The sequence below is a fragment of the Priestia flexa NBRC 15715 genome, from assembly GCF_001591565.1.
GTDB classification, from domain to species: domain Bacteria; phylum Bacillota; class Bacilli; order Bacillales; family Bacillaceae_H; genus Priestia; species Priestia flexa.
On the sequence record NZ_BCVD01000072.1, the window covers coordinates 1 to 19143 of the forward strand.

20 protein-coding genes are annotated in these 19143 nt (G+C 38.7%); 1 reads left to right on the top strand and 19 read right to left on the bottom strand.

Annotated features, from left to right (window positions below):
* Positions 1-16: 16 nt before the first annotated feature.
* The 19 genes from BFL01S_RS12645 to BFL01S_RS12735 all read right to left on the bottom strand — a co-directional run bounded on the left by BFL01S_RS12645 (position 17) and on the right by BFL01S_RS12735 (position 17724).
* Complete coding sequence (locus BFL01S_RS12645; protein WP_061785876.1) at positions 17-628, bottom strand: AmiS/UreI family transporter; 612 nt, start codon at positions 626-628, stop codon at positions 17-19.
* A 133-nt stretch (positions 629-761) separates the two neighbouring features.
* Entirely contained in the window at positions 762-1943 is a 1182-nt protein-coding gene (locus tag BFL01S_RS12650; protein WP_025910286.1) for a NupC/NupG family nucleoside CNT transporter, read from the bottom strand.
* Between the two features lie 99 nt (positions 1944-2042).
* On the bottom strand, positions 2043-2444 hold the full coding sequence (locus BFL01S_RS12655) for a cytidine deaminase (RefSeq protein ID WP_061785877.1): 402 nt from the start codon (positions 2442-2444) through the stop codon (positions 2043-2045).
* A gap of 88 nt (positions 2445-2532) precedes the next feature.
* Entirely contained in the window at positions 2533-3207 is a 675-nt protein-coding gene (gene deoC, locus BFL01S_RS12660; protein ID WP_025910284.1) for a deoxyribose-phosphate aldolase, read from the bottom strand.
* Between the two features lie 113 nt (positions 3208-3320).
* On the bottom strand, positions 3321-4622 hold the full coding sequence (locus tag BFL01S_RS12665; protein ID WP_061785878.1) for a pyrimidine-nucleoside phosphorylase: 1302 nt from the start codon (positions 4620-4622) through the stop codon (positions 3321-3323).
* A gap of 121 nt (positions 4623-4743) precedes the next feature.
* Positions 4744-5691: a DNA-binding transcriptional repressor DeoR gene (deoR, locus tag BFL01S_RS12670; protein WP_061785879.1), complete on the bottom strand. Its 948-nt coding sequence runs from the start codon at positions 5689-5691 to the stop codon at positions 4744-4746.
* A gap of 118 nt (positions 5692-5809) precedes the next feature.
* The gene (locus BFL01S_RS12675; protein ID WP_235859230.1) at positions 5810-6031 is read right to left on the bottom strand and encodes a hypothetical protein; all 222 of its coding nucleotides are present in this window, start codon (positions 6029-6031) and stop codon (positions 5810-5812) included.
* 176 nt (positions 6032-6207) lie between these two features.
* Positions 6208-6855, bottom strand: coding sequence for a VC0807 family protein (locus BFL01S_RS12680; RefSeq protein WP_061785881.1), 648 nt, complete (start codon positions 6853-6855; stop codon positions 6208-6210).
* A 62-nt stretch (positions 6856-6917) separates the two neighbouring features.
* Positions 6918-7259: a DUF1033 family protein gene (locus BFL01S_RS12685; RefSeq protein WP_025910277.1), complete on the bottom strand. Its 342-nt coding sequence runs from the start codon at positions 7257-7259 to the stop codon at positions 6918-6920.
* Between the two features lie 127 nt (positions 7260-7386).
* On the bottom strand, positions 7387-8628 hold the full coding sequence (locus tag BFL01S_RS12690; RefSeq protein WP_061785882.1) for a dicarboxylate/amino acid:cation symporter: 1242 nt from the start codon (positions 8626-8628) through the stop codon (positions 7387-7389).
* Between the two features lie 146 nt (positions 8629-8774).
* Positions 8775-9155: a DUF4181 domain-containing protein gene (locus BFL01S_RS12695; RefSeq protein WP_061785883.1), complete on the bottom strand. Its 381-nt coding sequence runs from the start codon at positions 9153-9155 to the stop codon at positions 8775-8777.
* Between the two features lie 133 nt (positions 9156-9288).
* Positions 9289-9759, bottom strand: a complete 471-nt coding sequence (gene yiaA, locus BFL01S_RS12700; protein WP_025910274.1) for an inner membrane protein YiaA — start codon at positions 9757-9759, stop codon at positions 9289-9291.
* A gap of 222 nt (positions 9760-9981) precedes the next feature.
* Positions 9982-10164, bottom strand: a complete 183-nt coding sequence (locus tag BFL01S_RS12705; protein WP_025910273.1) for a DUF8096 family protein — start codon at positions 10162-10164, stop codon at positions 9982-9984.
* 229 nt (positions 10165-10393) lie between these two features.
* A complete protein-coding gene (locus tag BFL01S_RS12710; RefSeq protein WP_025910272.1) occupies positions 10394-10594 on the bottom strand; it encodes a DUF6501 family protein in 201 nt (66 codons plus the stop codon).
* A 47-nt stretch (positions 10595-10641) separates the two neighbouring features.
* Complete coding sequence (locus BFL01S_RS12715; protein WP_035320890.1) at positions 10642-11412, bottom strand: alpha/beta hydrolase; 771 nt, start codon at positions 11410-11412, stop codon at positions 10642-10644.
* A gap of 236 nt (positions 11413-11648) precedes the next feature.
* Entirely contained in the window at positions 11649-12929 is a 1281-nt protein-coding gene (odhB, locus tag BFL01S_RS12720; RefSeq protein WP_025910269.1) for a 2-oxoglutarate dehydrogenase complex dihydrolipoyllysine-residue succinyltransferase, read from the bottom strand.
* 16 nt (positions 12930-12945) lie between these two features.
* Positions 12946-15804: a 2-oxoglutarate dehydrogenase E1 component gene (sucA, locus tag BFL01S_RS12725; RefSeq protein ID WP_061785884.1), complete on the bottom strand. Its 2859-nt coding sequence runs from the start codon at positions 15802-15804 to the stop codon at positions 12946-12948.
* A 450-nt stretch (positions 15805-16254) separates the two neighbouring features.
* Positions 16255-16704 (bottom strand): OsmC family protein, encoded by a 450-nt coding sequence (locus BFL01S_RS12730; protein WP_025910267.1) that lies wholly within the window; start codon positions 16702-16704, stop codon positions 16255-16257.
* Positions 16705-16809: 105 nt separating this feature from the next.
* On the bottom strand, positions 16810-17724 hold the full coding sequence (locus BFL01S_RS12735) for an NAD-dependent epimerase/dehydratase family protein (protein WP_235859231.1): 915 nt from the start codon (positions 17722-17724) through the stop codon (positions 16810-16812).
* 187 nt (positions 17725-17911) lie between these two features.
* On the opposite strand from BFL01S_RS12735, the gene BFL01S_RS12740 reads away from it, so the two are divergent.
* A complete protein-coding gene (locus tag BFL01S_RS12740) occupies positions 17912-19117 on the top strand; it encodes a DUF418 domain-containing protein (protein ID WP_061785885.1) in 1206 nt (401 codons plus the stop codon).
* The last annotated feature ends 26 nt before the right edge of the window (positions 19118-19143 follow it).

Sequence of the window (19143 nt, forward strand, 5' to 3'; positions counted from 1 at the left end):
TGTCTCAGTCTCTTTTTTATTTCATCAGCACGCGTCGCTCATTAAAGAATAACTTATAACCTAGGTAGATAAAGTATAAAATGGCAGCTGACAGCACAGCAATCCACATGTAGTAAAGACCTTCTGCTCCCCATACGCCTGTTAAGTTAAAGAGTGCCGGGATGGTAAGCGTAATCCACGACTGGACAACGGCGACTTTTCCCACATATTCTGTAATATCCCGCTCCTGCGTGTTGATAAAGTAAAATAGAAACCAAAGAAATGCCCACAGCAACCACGTTAAGCCGTTTACAACGTCACCATATCTTGTAAAAGCGATGGTCATATAAACAAGAGCTAAAATCGATACCCAAAGCGAATAATAGCCAAGGCCTGTTCCTTCCATTCCTTTGATAACGGTTACACCAACATACAAATACGTTAAGCCAAATAAGAAAATAGCGGCTTTTTCGTAAAGCACCCAGTTTGTTTGATCTGAAACAATAATTAAATAAAACGGCGCAATCATTTGAAAGACGCCGACAAATAGGTTAAACACCCCGACGTTTTTATCGTTTGCTTTTCCTAAAAGCATCAGCCCGTTTAAAAACAGCGCTGCTCCTGATAGTAATAATCCAATGCTGTCCATGTTGTCGTAAAGAATACTAGACTCTTTACTACCTCCTTTATATGTGCTCGAAGTACTGTATGATTCTTATCTTCCCACAAAAGAAAAAAGCAATCCTGCCCGCAGCAGAAATGCTTTTCCTTCTTCATTTGTTTTATAAAATAAAGCTTACAATAATCGCTGATAACACACTTACTAACGTTGCACCGTACAATAAGCGTAAACCAAAGCGAGCCACTGTGTTTCCTTGTTTTTCACTTAAGCCTTTAACAGCTCCAGAAATAATACCAATTGAAGAGAAGTTTGCGAATGACACTAAGAATACAGAAACAATTCCTAGCGTACGCTCACTAAACTGTCCAGACATATCCGCTAAGCTCATCATCGCCACAAACTCATTCGTTACAAGCTTTGTTGCCATAATTCCACCAGCAGCTACCACTTCTGAACCTGGAATACCCATAATGAAGGCAAATGGTGCAAATACATAGCCAAGAATTTCTTGGAATGAAATTCCAAGAATCATTTCAAATACGTTGTTAATGGCTGCGATTAGCGCAACGAATCCAATAAGCATTGCCCCTACAATGATGGCTACTTTAAATCCATCCATGATATATTCGCCAATCATTTCAAAGAACGTTTGTTTTTCTTCATCTTGCACTTCTAAAATATCTTCATCTGTCGTTACTGTATACGGATTAATAATCGACGCAATGATGAAACCACCAAATAAGTTAATAACGATTGCTGTTACTACGTACTTTGGCTCAATCATTGTCATGTACGCACCAACAATTGACATTGAAACCGTTGACATTGCAGACGCACATAATGTATATAGACGGTTTGGAGGTAGTTTATCCAGCTGTTTCTTTACTGTGATAAATACTTCTGATTGACCTACAATAGCAGAAGCTACTGCGTTATAAGATTCAAGTCTTCCCATTCCGTTAATTTTGCTTAAAAGAAGACCAATACCCTTCATGATGAAAGGCAAAATCTTAAAGTGCTGTAGAATCCCAATTAATACAGAGATAAATACGATTGGAAGCAAAACCGTTAAGAAAAATGGAGCTGTTCCGTCGTTCGCTAAGCCCCCAAATACAAATTCAATTCCTTCAGCAGCATATTCCAATAATTTATTAAACGTTGTTGCAATTGCATCAATGATGATAAAACCAAACTTTGTGTTTAATAGAAGCATTGAAAGCAGCAGTTGAAGCACAATCATAATAAGGATTGGCTTATACTTAATGCCTTTTTTATTGTTACTTGCTAAAAATGCTAAACCAAACACAATTAATAACCCTAGTATTCCAATTAAGTATTGCATGTAATAGACTCCCCACTAGTTGTATAAATTCCCATTTAAATCCTATCCTTATAGGCCTTAAACAGCTGCTGCCGAGAGCGTTTTTTTCAAAACAATTCTTTACGTTTTGTGTAAATCTTTTGATGAAAAGAACCCTGGTAACAACTCATTAATGTTTGTCACAACGTGATCGCCTTTTAAATTAGCTAAAATCACGACTGTGCCTGGTGAAAAGAACTCAGCTAAAACTTGACGACAAGCTCCACATGGAGAAATTGGTCCCTCTGTATCCCCAACAACTGCGATTGCTTGAAACTCTTTTTCACCTTCTGAAACAGCTTTAAAAATCGCCGTGCGCTCTGCGCAGTTTGTTAAACCATAGGAAGCGTTCTCGATATTACATCCGTGATATAGTTTTCCTTCCTTTGTTAAAAGAGCTGCACCTACATGAAAATTTGAATATTGAACATATGCTTGTTTACTTGCAACAATTGCTTCATCAATTAATTTTTTCGGCTCCATTCATTCATCATCCTTTTTCATGGTTTAAAGCAGGTTAGCTCAGTGTATGAGCTAACCCGCTAGACATTCTCTTCAGATTCTAATCGAATTAGTATGAGCTGTTGCTAATTTCGCCTTTAGCAATTGAAACACCAGAGCTTGCACCGATACGCGTAGCACCTGCTTCAATCATCGCTTTAGCGTCTTCTAATCCTCGTACGCCACCAGATGCTTTTACGCCAAAGTCTGGTCCAACTGTTTTTCTCATTAACGCAACATCTTCAACCGTTGCGCCACCTGTTGAGAAGCCAGTAGATGTTTTAACAAAGTCCGCACCTGCTTTAACAGATAGTTCACAAGCTTTTACTTTTTCTTCGTCTGTTAATAGACATGCTTCAATGATTACTTTCACTAATGCTTTACCTTTTGCAGCGTCAACAACTGCTTTAATATCACGCTCTACTAAATCGTAATTTTTGTCTTTTAACGCACCGATGTTAATGACCATATCAACTTCGTCTGCACCGTTTTCAATTGCATTTGTTGTTTCGAATGCTTTTACTTCTGGTGTGCTTGCCCCTAGTGGAAAACCAATTACCGTACATACTTTTACTTCTTGTGCATCGCGTAATAACTCAGCAGCTTTTTTAACCCACGTTGGATTCACACATACAGATGCAAATGAATATTCTTTTGCTTCCTGTGCAAGTACTGTAATTTGCTCTTCTGTTGCGTTAGCTTTTAATAAAGTGTGGTCAATCATTTTTGTAATTTCGTTGCTCATGTTTAATTCTTCCTTTCAATCCTCTTATAAAGTAAAATTTTAACCTGTAGAAGCTCTATTTCTCTTCCACTGAATACCTAGTTGAACCATCGTGGCCTTTAGGCGCACTAGAATTAATGAATTTCTTTGTAGATGAGCGTTGGTGCATCTACCTGTTCAGATACAATTGTATAAGAATCGTAAATAACGTTCATTACTTCATCCACGTTTTCAGAGTTACTATGAATTGTTACAAGCGTATCGCCCTTCTTAACAGCATCTCCTACTTTTTTGTGCAGTACTACACCAACAGCTAAATCAATCACTGATTCTTTTGTTGCGCGACCTGCACCAAGTTTCATTGCTGCTACGCCGATTTGCTCAGCAACAATTTCTGATACATAGCCATCTGCTTTTGCTGGAACCGAAATTTTATAAGAAGCATCCGGAAGCTGTGATGGATCATCTACTACGGATGTATCTCCACCCTGTGCTTCAAGGAATGTTTTAAATGTTGCAAGTGCTTGTCCGTTATCGATCACTTCTATTAATAGCGCACGCGCCTCTTCAAGGCTGCTTGCTTTCTTTGCAAGCATAACCATATGGCTACCTAACGTCAAGCATAATTCTGTTAAATCTTCCGGCCCTTCACCTTTTAACGTATCGATTGCTTCTTTCACTTCTAGCGCGTTTCCAACCGCAAATCCAAGCGGTTGACTCATATCAGAAATGATAGCTTTTGTGTTTCGTCCAACACCTTTTCCGATTTCAACCATTGCTTGTGCTAATGCTTCTGCATCTTTTAAGTCTTTCATAAACGCACCGTTTCCAGTTTTAACATCTAAACAAATTGCGTCTGCACCCGCTGCAATCTTCTTACTCATAATTGAGCTTGCAATCAGTGGAATTGAATCAACTGTTGCCGTTACGTCACGTAGTGCGTATAAACTTTTATCTGCTGGCGTTAAGTCACCGCTTTGTCCAATAACCGCTAGTTTGTTTGTGTTTACTAGACGAATAAATTCGTCGTTCGTAATTTCAACGTGGAATCCTGGGACAGCTTCTAGCTTATCGATTGTTCCACCCGTATGACCAAGGCCGCGACCTGACATCTTAGCGACCGGTACGCCTACCGCTGCAACAAGTGGTCCAAGTACTAACGTTGTTGTATCTCCTACTCCACCTGTACTGTGCTTATCTACTTTAATGCCTTCAATTTCACTTAAGTCAATTTGATCACCTGAGTTTACCATCGCTGTCGTTAAATGAACGCGCTCTTCCTGCGTCATATCCTGGAAATAAATTGCCATTGCTAGTGCGGACATCTGATAGTCAGGCAAGTTACCATTTGTATATTCAGTAATAATAAAGTCAATTTCACTTTTTGTTAATTCTAAGCCATTTCGCTTTTTTTCAATTAGATCTACAACTCTCATTGATATGGCCTCCCCATGCGCTTTCTTTTCAAAATTATAACGCTTTCAATAACTTACATCTTCACTATATCTCAACATTGAACAAATGTAAATATTTATCTTGACATTTGTTCAACGTTTTTTATGATGTCACTTTTTCAAGCAGCTGCTGAGCTGTAAATGGGTCTGTGACTAGTGTATTAACATACCCGCCTTTTATCGCACCGTAAATACCTTCCACCTTGTGCGCCCCTCCCGCTACGAGGATCGAATGTTCCTTTTGCTTAAGTTCTTCTAAATCTAAACCAAGCGTGCGTTCATTTAAGCTCGGGTTGCAAATACACCCATTTTCATCGAAAAATCGCGAACAAATATCACCGACTGCGTGCGGATCTAGCTGTTTTAAATCCTCTTCTGTGAAATAACCTAGCTGAAACAGCAAAGAATCTGTTTTAATAGGACCCGTCGTAAAGATCGCAATATTTGCTTTTTTGCCAAGTTCTAATATTCCTTTTATATGACGATCAGCTTCCATTGCCTGCTTTACTACAACATGATCAACAATAGCCGGAAGCGGTAAATAAAGAGGAACGGTGCTATAAGCATTTCCAAACAGATGCAGTATTTCAGAAGCATACGTGTTGGTTTCAGAATGGCTAACTCCACCTTTTAACTGTACAACTTTCACATCTTTTACACGCTTATTTTTGAGCTTCATCCCTACATGATAAAGCGTTGTTCCCCACGTTACGCCAATAATATCTCCATCTTTTACAATTTTATCAAGGTAATCTGCTGCTGCTTCTCCTAAACCTTCCTTTACAAGGTTTCGATCTTCATGAGGTATAGATGCGACAATTGCTTTTTTTAGTTTAAACGTTTGTTCTAGCTGAGCTGATAGCTCTTTCACATCGATGGTAGAATCGATAATTTTAATTTGTACAATGCCTTCAGATTTAGCTTGTTGCAGTAAGCGTGAAACAGTTGGCCTTGAAACTCCAAGCTTTTTAGCAATTTCATTTTGATTATAGTCAAACAGATAATACATCTTTGCTGCTTCGATTGCTTTCGTTAACTTGTCGCTTTCCATAAGCATCTCCTTTACGTCAGTATAGCGTTTTCATTTTTCTATCTTACCAAACAATGAACATTTTTATAATACTACCTGAACATTTTTTCAAAAACCCCTCTTCTAATCGAAGAAAGGCTTAGCGGTTGACGGCATATACGACAAACAACACAATATTCAACATAATAAGAGCAACCCCCGCAAGGAGCCACTTTGTTCCCTGAGACTTCTTCTCTCCTTCTTGCATTTCAAAGCCTCGGATAGCAAACACGATTCCGAGTGTAAAAAATAAAAAGAATGTTTGACGATAATCAAAAAAAGCTAAAACCAAAAAAATGGCTGTAAAAAATACCATGATCATTTCTAATGCTATATACGGCTGTCTTTTACATACTAACAGTTTCAAATTGCACACCTACCCTTTATCCAAGTTCTATGACAACTTATTTTACTATTTTTTCGCGAGCAGGTGTCAACGTTTGATGTACTGTTCACGTATTTGTAACAAAAGCGCTCCTATGTTAGGAAGCGCTTTTGTTATTCATTCATATTTGGATTCACCGGATTATCGATTCCTGTTTTCTCTTGAATCTTTTTATAAATAAAGTACGTATAGATGGCGATCAAAATTGAGAACGCCCACGTCACTGCTTGGCGAAAGACAATCATGTTGCCATACCCTTCAACACCGTACTTTTGAATAAGAACGTATTTTACAATGGCTAAAAACACATAGCGCCCCGCAAATAAAACGGTTAACCAGTTCATCATTTTAAAGAGATCTTGCTCAAAGAATAGCTTTTTTGAATCTTCACGCTTATATCCCATTAAATAGGCCGTATCAACAAAGAAATATAGCCCAATTGGACACTTCACTAAAATCGTTATAAACGTAAAAATAGCTAGTCCAATCATAAAATAAACCTGATTAACCAGCATGGTTTCTGCATTACCCGACAATAAATCTACAATTGTTCGCGCAAGCAAGGTAATAACAAGAAACAGTCCCGTTACGTTAAATTGACGCTCTTTAATAAACGTATAGATGGTATAGAAGAATGCAGGGGCTGTCGATAATAAAATGGCGTAATAATCACCGATAAGATCTTTTCCCTGATTCCAGATAAGGTACGGGATTGCAATGTAAAAAAGCAAGTCAAACCATACTCGTTTTGAATTGTTCATAGCGCCCTCCTTTTCCACTATTGTTAGTGTAATTATATGGGAAAATGATGTAGAAGAAAAGGTTATTTCATTTGCAGAAACGAAAAGCCTTCCTCGTTTTCATTTAGATCATATACGTCTTCACCTTTCATAAACAAGACGCCGTGGAAAATTTGAAGATCATCATCACACGCTTCACAAAACTCTTTCTCACAGTCATTCCAAAAGGTAAAAAGAGATAGCTTTTTCATATGAACGTGGCGATAACTCGCTTGATGTTCATGAATAAGCCTTGTATAATGCTCAAGCGCTTCTTTTTTATGGTCGAATTCAATCGTTTCAATAATGTCTTTTTCCCAACCATCTAGAAAAAGCCACGGTTCACAGTCAGTTTTAATTTTATGGACTTTCCATTTTTCATTCATAATACTTCGCTCCTTACTTCGTCTTACAGGATGCTTACTCTTTTATTATTCAAGAAAAACACCCTCGAATCAAGTAATACGCTAAAAGCGCACCAGCTATCTTTGAGCTGATGCGCTTTCACGTTTGCTACGAAGCGATTCGCTTTGTATCTATTTGTTTTTTCAGCCAACCTTTACCTTCTACAATGCGTGACACAAGCATAGAAGATACGTTATCTCCCGTTACGTTCACCATTGTTGCAGGTGGATCGACAATCATGCCTAGCGCGGCCATAACCGGAAGTGCTTCAATTGGCAAGCCAAACATCGTTAAAATCAACATCTCACCAACTGCGCCTCCGCTCGGTAGACCCGCAATGACAACACCACATAAAATAGCAACAACAACGGCTTTCACAAACGTATCGATGCCGCTGAAATCCATATCGAATAGCGTAAAGGCAAATGAAATTTTTAAGATTGCAGCCAAGCAAGACCCGTCCATATGTACGGTTGCTCCAATTGGAATGACCGTTTCTCGCACATCTTTTGGAACGCCCGTTTGTTTAGCTGCCTCTAGGTTAACAGGCACGCTGGCTACGCTGCTCCCTGTCCCTAAAGCCGTAACCGCTGGCGTTAAGATATTTTTCCAAAAACGAACGATCCCTTCTTTTCCTCCTGCTAAAAAGGCATAAAGCGTAAAGCCAACAAAGAAGTATAAAAGAGCTACCGGGTAATATACGGCTACTGCTTTTGCATACGTTCCTAATAAATCAGGACCAAATACACCAACTAACGACGCGAAGTAAGCAAATAACCCAATTGGTGCCACGTACATCACAAGCGTTACCATTTTCATAAACACCTGTGAACCTGATTGTAGTACTTTCACAAACGGCTTTCCAGCTTCACCAATTAGCGTTGCTGATAATCCTAAAAGTACGGCAAAAACAATAAGTGCAAGCATATGTTCACGAGACAGTAAATCCACAAAGTCAGACGTTGTAAATGCTTGTACAAACTGATCGGCAATATTAATATTTTCTACCTGATCTGGCTTTTCAATTGTAATTGGTGACGCATCAACTGATAAAAATGCCTTAACTGCAAAAAGCATTAATAAAGATGAAATAATGCCAGTCAAAATAAAAACGCCAAACATTGAGCCAATGATTTTTCCAAAGCGATTCATATTCGCAGTGTTTGATACGGCTGCTGCAATGCTAAAAAACACGAGCGGCACAACAACCATAAACATTAAGTTTAAATAAATGTCCCCTAGTGGCTTTAACACTTCTGCTTTCTCTCCAGCAAAAAACCCTACTGCTCCACCAGCAAAAATAGATGCTAGTAAAATGAGCGGAAAGCGATATGGTTTTAACGTGTACATAAACATCCTCCTTCTAATTAAAACGCTCACAAAAAAAGCGACAGCATGCGCGCTGTCACTTTTTTGATTTTACTATAGTTTTAAAATTGGTCAATCCAGCTTTAGCCCCTTTTAACAAATTGTATACTTCCGACTTTTCCAAATAATTATAAAGATATGATAACAAGCAGTGCTAGCATAAATACTACTCCAAGGAATTCATAAACATAGCTCTTTGACTCTTTATCAGTCATCCAATGCTCAATTCCTCGCAAAGTATCTACTAAAATAAAAAAGCCACACACTGGCAGTGCTCGAATCCAGATGGGAAACTCATCGCTTCTCTCTGAAAACGTGACAACACCAAGAAAATAAATGAACAATACTACTATGATACCTTCAATCACCCTATACAGCCTCTTTCTATCTTTGGAAAACAGACTTACACGCTTTTCTTGAATATTTAACCTCTTTTTCAAATAGTAATGGCTAGTTGAAAAGTAAAGTATAAAAAGAAGAATGACACCTATTAAACCCTCATAACTCATTTAAATTCCCCTTTAGCAAGCTATAGTATATTAAGGTAATATCATAATTAAAGGGTTAAATGTAATTATTTGCATAAAAAACCCTCCACTTTCAAAATAAAAAGTAGAGGGTTCTATGTACGCAAAAGAGCTATTAATCTCGCTCTTTTGCTCGTTGCGTATCTCGAATATTTTTTTGAATTGTCACTACTGCAAACAAGCTCAACACAAATGACATGCCGTAGAAGCCTTTTTCGCTTAGCGTAATACTCCCTGCGTTATATAAACCAATAACCATTAATGAAATCGATACAATAAGTGCAAACCAGCTAATTCCATAATAAATACCTGTAACAGGGATATCTTCCTCTTTGTCTCGAACGGCTTTTTGAAGAGATACCGCTGAATAAAGTCCAAATACTAAAACAGCAAAATAGTAGCCTTTTTCATTTAGCTCCATCGTTGCGTTAAATAATCCAACCAAGTAAGCTACAACTCCAATCAGTAGCGCTCCCCAAGATGCTCCTTTAAAAGCTGAAGTTGGCTCTCCTTCTTTTCGTTCTACCTTAACCTTTGGCTCATCTTGGTTTCGCTTCTCTGGAAATAGTTCATGCTCATTCGCCATTTAGGTTTTCGCCTCCTCTTCTCTCTTAATCTAAACAAATACGCGATTGTACGTTCACTTATACCATTATATAGAAAATAGGTTAAATTAATAGGTGTTTTTGTCATCTTTTAATAAGACTTTATGCTCAAAATAAATAAATAAATACACTTCTGTTTTTTATACAAAAAAAAGAAACAGCTTCATGAGCCATCTCTTTTCTACGTACGACGCTTTTAACGCTTAAATATTCTTTTTCATGCCACAGCTAACGCATTCTCGCAAAAATTTCCCTTCTCCTACACTACTTTTAAAATGAACGCTCTCGCAGTTGTCGCAGCGACCCGCAACTTTATCAGGGAGATCTTTGTATTCATATACTTTGTCCAGATCAATATTGGCATATAAACCTTCTTTTTCTTCCACCTTAAACACTCCGATTTCATTTGAGATTGCTTCTATATCATACCAATATTAATTTAAGAATAAAAGACGCCTTCTTTATTTTCTCTCGGAGTAGCTACCTACAGCATACACTTGTTCTTAGCTGCTGGTTTTACTTTATGTTTATTATTTAGAATATAGTTTTTTTAGATACTTAGATGCGTTGACACACACTCATAAAAAAACCACCGCATCCGCAGTGGTTTTCATCTTACGCTTCAAAATATTCTTTGTAAAAGCCACCAACTTGACCTGTGTTGTCGACTACAAAGTAAAACTCTTCCGTTTCATTTTTTACATCGTATACTTTTCCTGCTGTTAGCACGTTTTCTACCATGTACTTTTTCGCATTCGTATGTACACATTTTACTTGTTTGATGGTTGGACGATCATTCCACTCTAAATGAATCATATTTGGTCTCTCCTTTTGAACGATTGGACGTTAACTTTGCCCTTCGTTCATTTTACCCCAACTGCTTTTTTTTTCGCAACTGTCGCTTTAACAAAACGTGCCGTATGTTGAATAATTTGGTCTTTATCATAGTCCATGGACGCTACATGATACGAATTAGGAAGCATAACTTGATGAGCTGTTTTTGAACGAATATGCTCCAGAATATAAGCTGAGTTGCTTGGTGGTACAACATGATCGACTGTGGATGTTAAAACTAGCGCTGGGCACGTTACGTAAGATAAGCGTTCCTCCGCTTCATCCATTAAAGATAATAGCTCGCGCATTGAACGAACGGGTACCTTATCATACGTAATTTCATGTACGTTAGGATCTTTGATATCCGGCTTATCTTCTTTTACATAGCGAAGTGTATGTGCATTTCTGTAAGCTTCCATTGAAGGAATTGAATTCATTGCTGGGTTAATAGCAATTACGCCGGACAGGTCTAATCCTTGACTTGCGGTATGAAAGGTTAACGTTCCGCCCATCGATTGCCCTAGGATGAAGACGTGCTCACATCTTTCTTTTAAAAAGCGATAGCCTTCTAAAAAGTCTGCTTTCCAATTTTCATAGGTTGCCTGTTCAATATCTCGATAGTGAGTTCCATGGCCCGTTAGACGAATTCCATAAACCGTATAGCCTTTAGCTGCCAAGCCTTGGCCGATATGTTCCATGCTTTGTGGCGTTCCCATAAATCCGTGAGAGACTAAAATACCAACTTCATTCCCTTTATGATAAAAAGCTTCCGCTCCTTGAATAACATCATAACGTTCCATTATTCTTCACCCTTTACGCTCAAATTTTCTGACAAGATTGATTATTTATATAATACACCTATAATTCCTATAAGTCAACTGGGTTTTTATTTTTTACAGAATTGTCAAAAAAACATCAGAGTATGTCTCTAGCGCTTCATTATCAACAAAAAATCCGAACTATAAAAGAGTCGTTAACTCTCAATAGTTCGGATAGATCATTGACTAAAATACTTATGTCCCAGCCTCGTTTTTCATTAACCTTCTAATAATAATGTTTCTGGATCTTCTAACAGTTCTTTCACTGTTACTAGGAAACCAACGGCTTCTTTTCCATCAACAATGCGGTGATCATAAGATAAGGCAATATACATCATTGGACGGTTTTCAATACGGTCTTCGTCAATTGCAACTGGACGAGTCTGTATTTTATGCATTCCTAGAATCCCTACTTGTGGACCATTTAAGATTGGCGTTGACATTAATGAACCGAATACTCCACCGTTTGTAATCGTAAATGTTCCTCCCTGCAGGTCACCTAGAGCTAGCTTATTGTCACGCGCTTTTTTCCCAAGCTCAAGGATACTTCCTTCAATACCTGCAAACGTTTTGCGGTCTGCATCACGAACAACTGGTACAACAAGCCCATCCGGCGCAGATACGGCAATACCGATATCATAGAACTTTTTAATAACAAGCTCGTTGCCTTGAATTTCAGCATTTAATAATGGATACTTTTTCAGCGCTGCTACAACGGCTTTTGTAAAGAATGACATAAAGCCAAGTTTTACATCATGCTGTTCAAAGAATTTGTCTTTACGACGCTTACGAAGTTCCATAACAGCTGTCATATCAACTTCGTTAAATGTTGTTAACATCGCAGCCGTTTGCTGTACTTCAACTAAGCGATTTGCAATCGTTTGACGACGGCGTGACATGCGTACACGTTCAACTGGTTTATCACTGTTCTCACTTACTGTTGGAGAAGGTACCGGCTTAGATTGACGAGCACTTTGAGCTTTTGCATCAGCTTTTTGCTCTGCTGTTTTTTGGCTAGCAAATGAATCGATATCATGCTTGCGAACGCGGCCTAACGGATCTGCCGTTGGCACTTCGTCAAGCTTAATGCCTCGCTCTCTTGCAGCTTTACGCGCAGCTGGAGATGCAATTAACCACTGCTTTTGCGGAACCTCTTCCTTCGCTTCTGCCGCAGGTGCTACCTCTTCTTTTGCTTCTTTTTGTTGAACAGGCTCTTCCACTTTTACTTCTTCCTTCACTTCTGCTTTTGGCGCTGGCGCTTGACCATCGGCTGCTAAGCGAGCAATTGTTTCCCCCACTTGAACCGTATCTCCTTCACCTGCTAGAAGCTCCGTTAGTACGCCTGAATCTTCCGCTGTAATCTCAACGTTTACTTTGTCAGTTTCTAATTCAACGATATAGTCGCCTTTTTCAACAAAGTCTCCTACCTGCTTAAGCCACTGTGCTACTGTTCCCTCTGAAATTGATTCTGCTAATTCCGGTACTTTAATTTCTCCCATTGTTCATTCCCCTTCCTTATCGTGTCACTACATCATTAGCGATTTGTGTTTTCGTTAATGCTTCTTGTAATATACGCTCTTGCTCTTGTCTATGAGTGATTGGGTCTCCTTCTGCTGGGCTTGAACGTCTTCTGCGTCCAATGTAATCAACGCTCACGCCTTCAGGTGCTACTTCGCGAAGCTTAGACTCAACATAATTCCATGCACCCATATTCTCAGGCTCTTCTTGCATCCACGCAATTTCTTTTAAGTTTGGATATTTAGCAAATAAATCAGCTACAACTCGTCTTGGGAATGGATAGATCTGCTCAAGGCGTAGTACATGTAACCAATCTAGCGACTTATCAGATTTTTGGATGCGATCTGTTAAATCTCCGCTAATTTTACCGCTGCATAAAACGATACGCTCAACTTCTTCTGTTTTTTCACCTAAGTTTGGTTGTTCGACAACTAAGCGGAAAGAACCGTTTGTGAACTCTTCCATATTTGATACGCTAAACGCACTTCGAAGCAAACTTTTTGGTGCCATTACAACAAGTGGACGCACCTCTTCTTTTTTCAAAACAGCCGCTTGACGACGTAATAAGTGGAAATATTGCGCCGCGCTCGTTACGTTTGCCACCGTCCAGTTATTTTCAGCAGCTAGCTGTAAGAAACGTTCTAATCTTGCGCTTGAATGTTCTGGCCCTTGGCCTTCATGTCCGTGTGGAAGTAAGAGAACCATACCTGATTTTTGTCCCCACTTCGCGCGACCTGCTGAAATGAATTGATCAATGATAACCTGACCAGCATTTGCAAAGTCTCCGAACTGAGCTTCCCAAATCACAAGTGTTTCTGGTGCAAACACATTATATCCGTAATCAAATCCTAACACTGACCCTTCAGAAAGAGGACTGTTACGAATATCAAAGGAAGCGCTTACGTTCTTCATTGTGTGCAGTGGTGAGTATACATCCCCTGTCTCATAGTCATGCAATACAAGGTGACGATGAGCGAATGTTCCACGTTCTGAGTCTTGTCCTGTGATACGAATTGGCGTACCGTCACGTAAAATGCTTGCAAATGCAAATGCTTCACCTAGTGACCAGTCTACTTTACCATTTTCTTCAAACGCTTTCGCACGTTTTGACAAAATACGGTCTAACTTTGGAAATACCTTAAAATCTTCTGGATACGTCACAAGTTCTCGGTTAATTTCTAAAAGCTCTTCTTTTGGCACAGACGTATCTAAAGTTGGAATACCATTAAATACTGCTTTTGGCATTTCCATAATTTGATGACGCTTTTCTGCTTTTAGTGGTACTTTATCATAAGCAGTCTGCAATTTCTTTTGAAGTTGCTCACTGATTTCATTCACTTGTTCTTTAGTAACCACTTGTGCTTTCTCCAATTGTTCAGCATAAAGCGCACGAACCGTTGGACGCTTTGTAATAATTTCATACATCTTCGGCTGCGTTACAAATGGCTCATCCATTTCATTGTGGCCAAATCGACGATATCCAATCAGATCAATTAAAAAGTCTTTATTAAAGCGGCGACGATACTCATATGCAAAGTAAGCCGCTGCCAGACATGCTTCTGGATCGTCTGCGTTTACATGGACAATCGGAATTTCGAATCCTTTTGCTAGATCGCTCGCGTATTTCGTTGAACGAGAGTCTACGCTTTCCGTTGTAAATCCAATCATATTGTTAGCGATAATATGAATAGTTCCACCCGTTTGGTACCCAGAAAGCTGATTTAAGTTTAGCGTTTCTTGAACAATTCCTTCACCTGGAAACGCTGCGTCACCGTGAATTAGAATCGCAAAAGATTTCGTGATGTCTTGCTTTGGATAACCGTTTGTTTGGCGATCGTCCTGAGCAGCTCTTGTAAACCCTTCCACAACTGGATTAACGAATTCCAAATGACTCGGGTTACTTGCCAATGTCAAACGAGCTCGAACTGTGTTTTCAGCTTTAATTTGCTTATCTGCACCTAAGTGATATTTTACGTCTCCTGTCCAACCATAGTTAATGCCGATTGAACCCTCAGATGGTACAAGCTCTTTATTCGGTGAATGTTGGAACTCAGCAAAAATCATTTCATACGGCTTGCCTAGTACGTGTGCTAACACATTTAGACGTCCGCGGTGCGCCATTCCAATATTAACTGTTTTCGGACTTTTTTCGACAGAGCGTGCAACTAGCTCATCAATTAATGGAATAAGCATATCTACGCCTTCAATTGAGAATCGTTTTTGTCCGACAAATGTACGATGTAGAAATTGCTCAAATCCTTCTACTTCCGTTAGACGCTTTAATACTGAAATACGCTTTTCATCAGAAAGAGGTTGAAAAATTGCTCCTGACTCCACCATTTCAGTAAGCCACTTATTCTCCTCCATGTTATGTACATGATGGAATTCAAACGCCATTGTCTTCGTGTATACATCGGTTAAATACTCAATTGCAGCCAGACCATCCTTTACATGTGCAGGCGCATTTGCGCAAAGAATTTCAACCGGTACTGCTTTTAAATCTTCCTTTGATAATCCATAGTCTTCTAGATGTAGAAGCACAGGATCTTTCTTACCGCTTTCTAACGGTTTGATTGATGCATATAAATGACCGTATGCACGAATATTTTCTGCTAGCTTAATGGCAGCGGCAATCTTAGCCGTATTAGCTGCTGGAACAGGCTGTGTATCTCCCGCTTCAGCATAGCTGCTATCAAGCAATGGCGGTGCACCCCAATAATCAAATAGTTCTTTTAGTTCTGGATCTACTAAATCCGACTTTTCTTCATATAACTCATACTGTTCTAATACATAGCCATAGTTTGGGCCCAAAAACCCTTTCCAAGGCTCACCTCTGTTTGACGTTTCGTTACCCATTTAAAAACCCCCAACGAGTTATAATAAGTGAAATCTTTATTCAACTTTTAATGTCTTACTAGAATTAAAGTACTAAAAGTGATTGATTTCGCATTTTCAAAATACTGATTGCCTTATGGTCAGACATCTTTACAAGCTGGATGTTCTTCCAGTACTTGTATTTGATATCTGTCTCTATTTTACCACTGTTAAGCCTGTCAATCAAAATGAAATCGCTATATTTCTTTAATTTTTTTTACTTTTTTAATAGTCTTACGACTTTTTGAAAGCGCTTTATAAGTAAAGTGAATTACTTATCAAAATAAGTCTTAATGATTGGTTATCACACAACTATCCATACAAATTAATTGCCTAAAATTAAATTTCAGATATAATAACTAGACGCTATAACTCTCATTTCTTTCAGTCATAGTTTTGCTCGTCAAACGAAAAAAAGAAGCTTACATTGAATTAAGCTTCTTTTTCTTCTATCGTACCTTCTAATTCAATTTTTACGTTCCCTTGAATTGCTCGTGAAATCATGCAGGAGGTCTCCGCTTTTTCCATGAGGCGCTGCACGCGACTTTTTTTCTCCATATCCTTTGAATCTAACACAACATGTGGACGGTGAATGATTTTTTCATAGGTAAACACACCTTTGGTGACGTCCACGACTGCTTCTGAATCCATTGTAAGAGCTGCTTGCGAAATACCGCTTCTTTCAAGCATTGCAGCAAGCGTAATAATATAGCATGTTGCAGCTGCTCCAAGCAGCATTTCATCAGGATTTGTACCGATTCCAGGTCCATCCATTTCTGGTGGGATTGAGATTTGTGTTTTTAACTGACCAGAATGAATTTCGCCTACTTCATTGCGTCCTCCTGGCCAATTTGCGTTTAAATGAAAATGATGCTTCGCCACTTTGTCCCACTTCCTTCATTATAATTACTTCTAGTATAACGCCACTGTTGGTATGTTAACATCATTTTGCTCATCAAAAAAAGACTACGAACCCGCAGTCTTTTCTTAATATAACGGAACAATTTTTGCTTCAGCTACTTTTTTCTTAATTAAAGGCGGCAGCCATTGGCGCACATCAGAGAATTCATATCCCCAAAAACTAGCCTTTTCATTGCTCATGGTCCACGAATGATCTAGCCCATAAGGTGACGCGTTCTCATCCGTTACTCTTTTCGTAATTTTCGCCTGCTGGTTTGTTTCAGTTTCTATTAAACTCATTAACTCTTTTAGCGAAATGACGCCGTTAGAGCATGCATTAATCGGTCCTTTTAGCTTTTGCTCTCCGCACCATGCTAAAAACGCTCCGGCTTCTTCTCGTGAAATAAAATTGAGCTGTGCATCAATATCAGGAAAACCTATTTCTTCTTGATGCATCACCTTATCAATATGAAAGCGAAGACGATTCGTATAATCATTATCACCTAATACAATCGGAATGCGTACAGCAGTTACTGAAAAAGGTGCTTTTTGAAAGAGTACGGCTTCAGCTTGTCGCTTTCCTTCTTGATAAGAGATATTTTCTTTTCTAGCATACGATATTGGGTACGTATATGGATCAAAATCTTCTTCGTGAAAATGTTCTTTTGAAGAGCCATATACAGATAAGGTAGATGTTAGTACATAGTGGTTTGTACTATCTCGAAAAGCGTCTACAGCTACTAAAGCGCCATGAGATGAATAGCAAATTTGATCAAAAACCACATCCCACTTGCGCCCGCGTGTTGCTTCTATAATGGATTGTTTCTCAACGCGATCCAACTTAATTCGCTCTACTCGATCACCAAACGAATCTTCACGCTGTCCACGGTTTGCAATGGTAACCTGTACTTTTTTCGCGAGCAATTCTTCAACGAGATTCGTGCCAAAAAAACGTGTACCGCCTAAAACAAGTGCTGTTTTCATCTTTTCTCCACCTTTCATAATATCTTCTTTCTTATCATACCATTATTATCCATAGTTGCGCACTTTTTAGTTGTGAAACTTTTTTATCATTTTCAATGGATATTTTGTCATTTTTTTTATTTGTTCATGATAAGATAGCCATATTGTTATGTAAAACCGTAGACTTTTGCGCTACATTATTAATTGAAAAGGAGTTGAATCATGATTGAAAGGTTCACCGATTAAACCAAGTGAGCGAATCATTATGTTAGATGTCATTCGAGGTTTTGCGCTATTTGGCATTTTGCTCGTCAATATGCCCGCTTTTCATTCACCTAATTTCATCAATCAGCTATACAGTGTAGACGTACCCTATGAAGGCCTAGACGCAGTTGTATATGCATTTCTGCAGCTTTTTGTTCAAGTTAAATTTTTTACCATTTTTTCATTTTTATTTGGAGTAGGTTTCTATTTGTTTATGAAGCGAGCTGAAGCAAAGGGATTACGGATGAAAAGCTTATTTTTTAGAAGAGCTTCTATTCTATTAATCATTGGGTTGCTTCATTTAATTTTTTTATGGTTTGGAGACATTCTACACCTTTACGCAGTTGGAGGCTTTTTATTAGTAGCTTTTTATAACCGCATGCCTAAAACTCTCATTAAATGGGCTTTCAGTCTGTTAGCTATTTATTTAGCTCTTCTATCCATGACTTTTTTCATTCCAGTTGATATGATGGACGAACTTGGACTAGGAAATGCAGATGATGTGCTGCCCACATACATTTATATGTATGAAAGCGCTCCTTACCTAGAATGGCTTTCTTACCGAATAAAAGTTGAGGTCATTCCAATTTTGATTAATATTCCATTTACGCTAATACCCGTGTTTGCGTTCTTTTTGTTCGGCTTATATGCTGGGAAAAAAGGGATTTTTGAAGGTTCTGCTTACGCTCCTTTTATTAAAAAGGTGCAGATAGTAACCGGTACCCTAAGCATCCCTTTTGTTATATGCTTATTTTTATTACTGCAAGGCCTATGGGATGTCGGTGTGTACAAATCGGCTGCTACTGATCTCTTTAAAAACCTAAGTGGATTTTCTCTTTGCTTTTTCTATATGGCTACTTTAACTCGATTACTGCAGTTAGATGCTTGGAAAAAGCGACTTAGCTGGCTTCAATTTGTCGGTCGCATGGCTTTAACTAATTATTTGGCGCAAACCGTTATCTGTTTTACTTTATTTAACATTTTCAACTTATACAATCACGTTAGTTTGAGCTTGGGTACAGCAATTGCCATCGTGATCTTTATTGCTCAAGCAGCATGGAGCAAAGCGTGGTTTAACTCGTTTCAGTTTGGCCCTATGGAATGGCTATGGCGTACGCTCACTTATGGACATATTTCTCCTCTTAGACGCCAATCAAAAGCAAGCTAAAAAAGAGGGTCGGACATAACACAATG

Coding starts and splice junctions, on each gene's coding strand:
- BFL01S_RS12710 (WP_025910272.1), bottom strand. CDS start 10,594: ATGATTCATTTAGAGTGGAATGATCGTCCAACCATCAAACAAGTAAAA.
- BFL01S_RS12695 (WP_061785883.1), bottom strand. CDS start 9,155: ATGAGTTATGAGGGTTTAATAGGTGTCATTCTTCTTTTTATACTTTAC.
- BFL01S_RS12680 (WP_061785881.1), bottom strand. CDS start 6,855: ATGAACAATTCAAAACGAGTATGGTTTGACTTGCTTTTTTACATTGCA.
- odhB (WP_025910269.1), bottom strand. CDS start 12,929: ATGGGAGAAATTAAAGTACCGGAATTAGCAGAATCAATTTCAGAGGGA.
- BFL01S_RS12655 (WP_061785877.1), bottom strand. CDS start 2,444: ATGGAGCCGAAAAAATTAATTGATGAAGCAATTGTTGCAAGTAAACAA.
- BFL01S_RS12685 (WP_025910277.1), bottom strand. CDS start 7,259: ATGAATGAAAAATGGAAAGTCCATAAAATTAAAACTGACTGTGAACCG.
- BFL01S_RS12690 (WP_061785882.1), bottom strand. CDS start 8,628: ATGTACACGTTAAAACCATATCGCTTTCCGCTCATTTTACTAGCATCT.
- BFL01S_RS12650 (WP_025910286.1), bottom strand. CDS start 1,943: ATGCAATACTTAATTGGAATACTAGGGTTATTAATTGTGTTTGGTTTA.
- BFL01S_RS12735 (WP_235859231.1), bottom strand. CDS start 17,724: ATGAAAGGTGGAGAAAAGATGAAAACAGCACTTGTTTTAGGCGGTACA.
- yiaA (WP_025910274.1), bottom strand. CDS start 9,759: ATGGCGAATGAGCATGAACTATTTCCAGAGAAGCGAAACCAAGATGAG.
- deoR (WP_061785879.1), bottom strand. CDS start 5,691: ATGGAAAGCGACAAGTTAACGAAAGCAATCGAAGCAGCAAAGATGTAT.
- deoC (WP_025910284.1), bottom strand. CDS start 3,207: ATGAGCAACGAAATTACAAAAATGATTGACCACACTTTATTAAAAGCT.
- BFL01S_RS12665 (WP_061785878.1), bottom strand. CDS start 4,622: ATGAGAGTTGTAGATCTAATTGAAAAAAAGCGAAATGGCTTAGAATTA.
- sucA (WP_061785884.1), bottom strand. CDS start 15,804: ATGGGTAACGAAACGTCAAACAGAGGTGAGCCTTGGAAAGGGTTTTTG.
- BFL01S_RS12675 (WP_235859230.1), bottom strand. CDS start 6,031: ATGATCATGGTATTTTTTACAGCCATTTTTTTGGTTTTAGCTTTTTTT.
- BFL01S_RS12645 (WP_061785876.1), bottom strand. CDS start 628: ATGGACAGCATTGGATTATTACTATCAGGAGCAGCGCTGTTTTTAAAC.
- BFL01S_RS12715 (WP_035320890.1), bottom strand. CDS start 11,412: ATGGAACGTTATGATGTTATTCAAGGAGCGGAAGCTTTTTATCATAAA.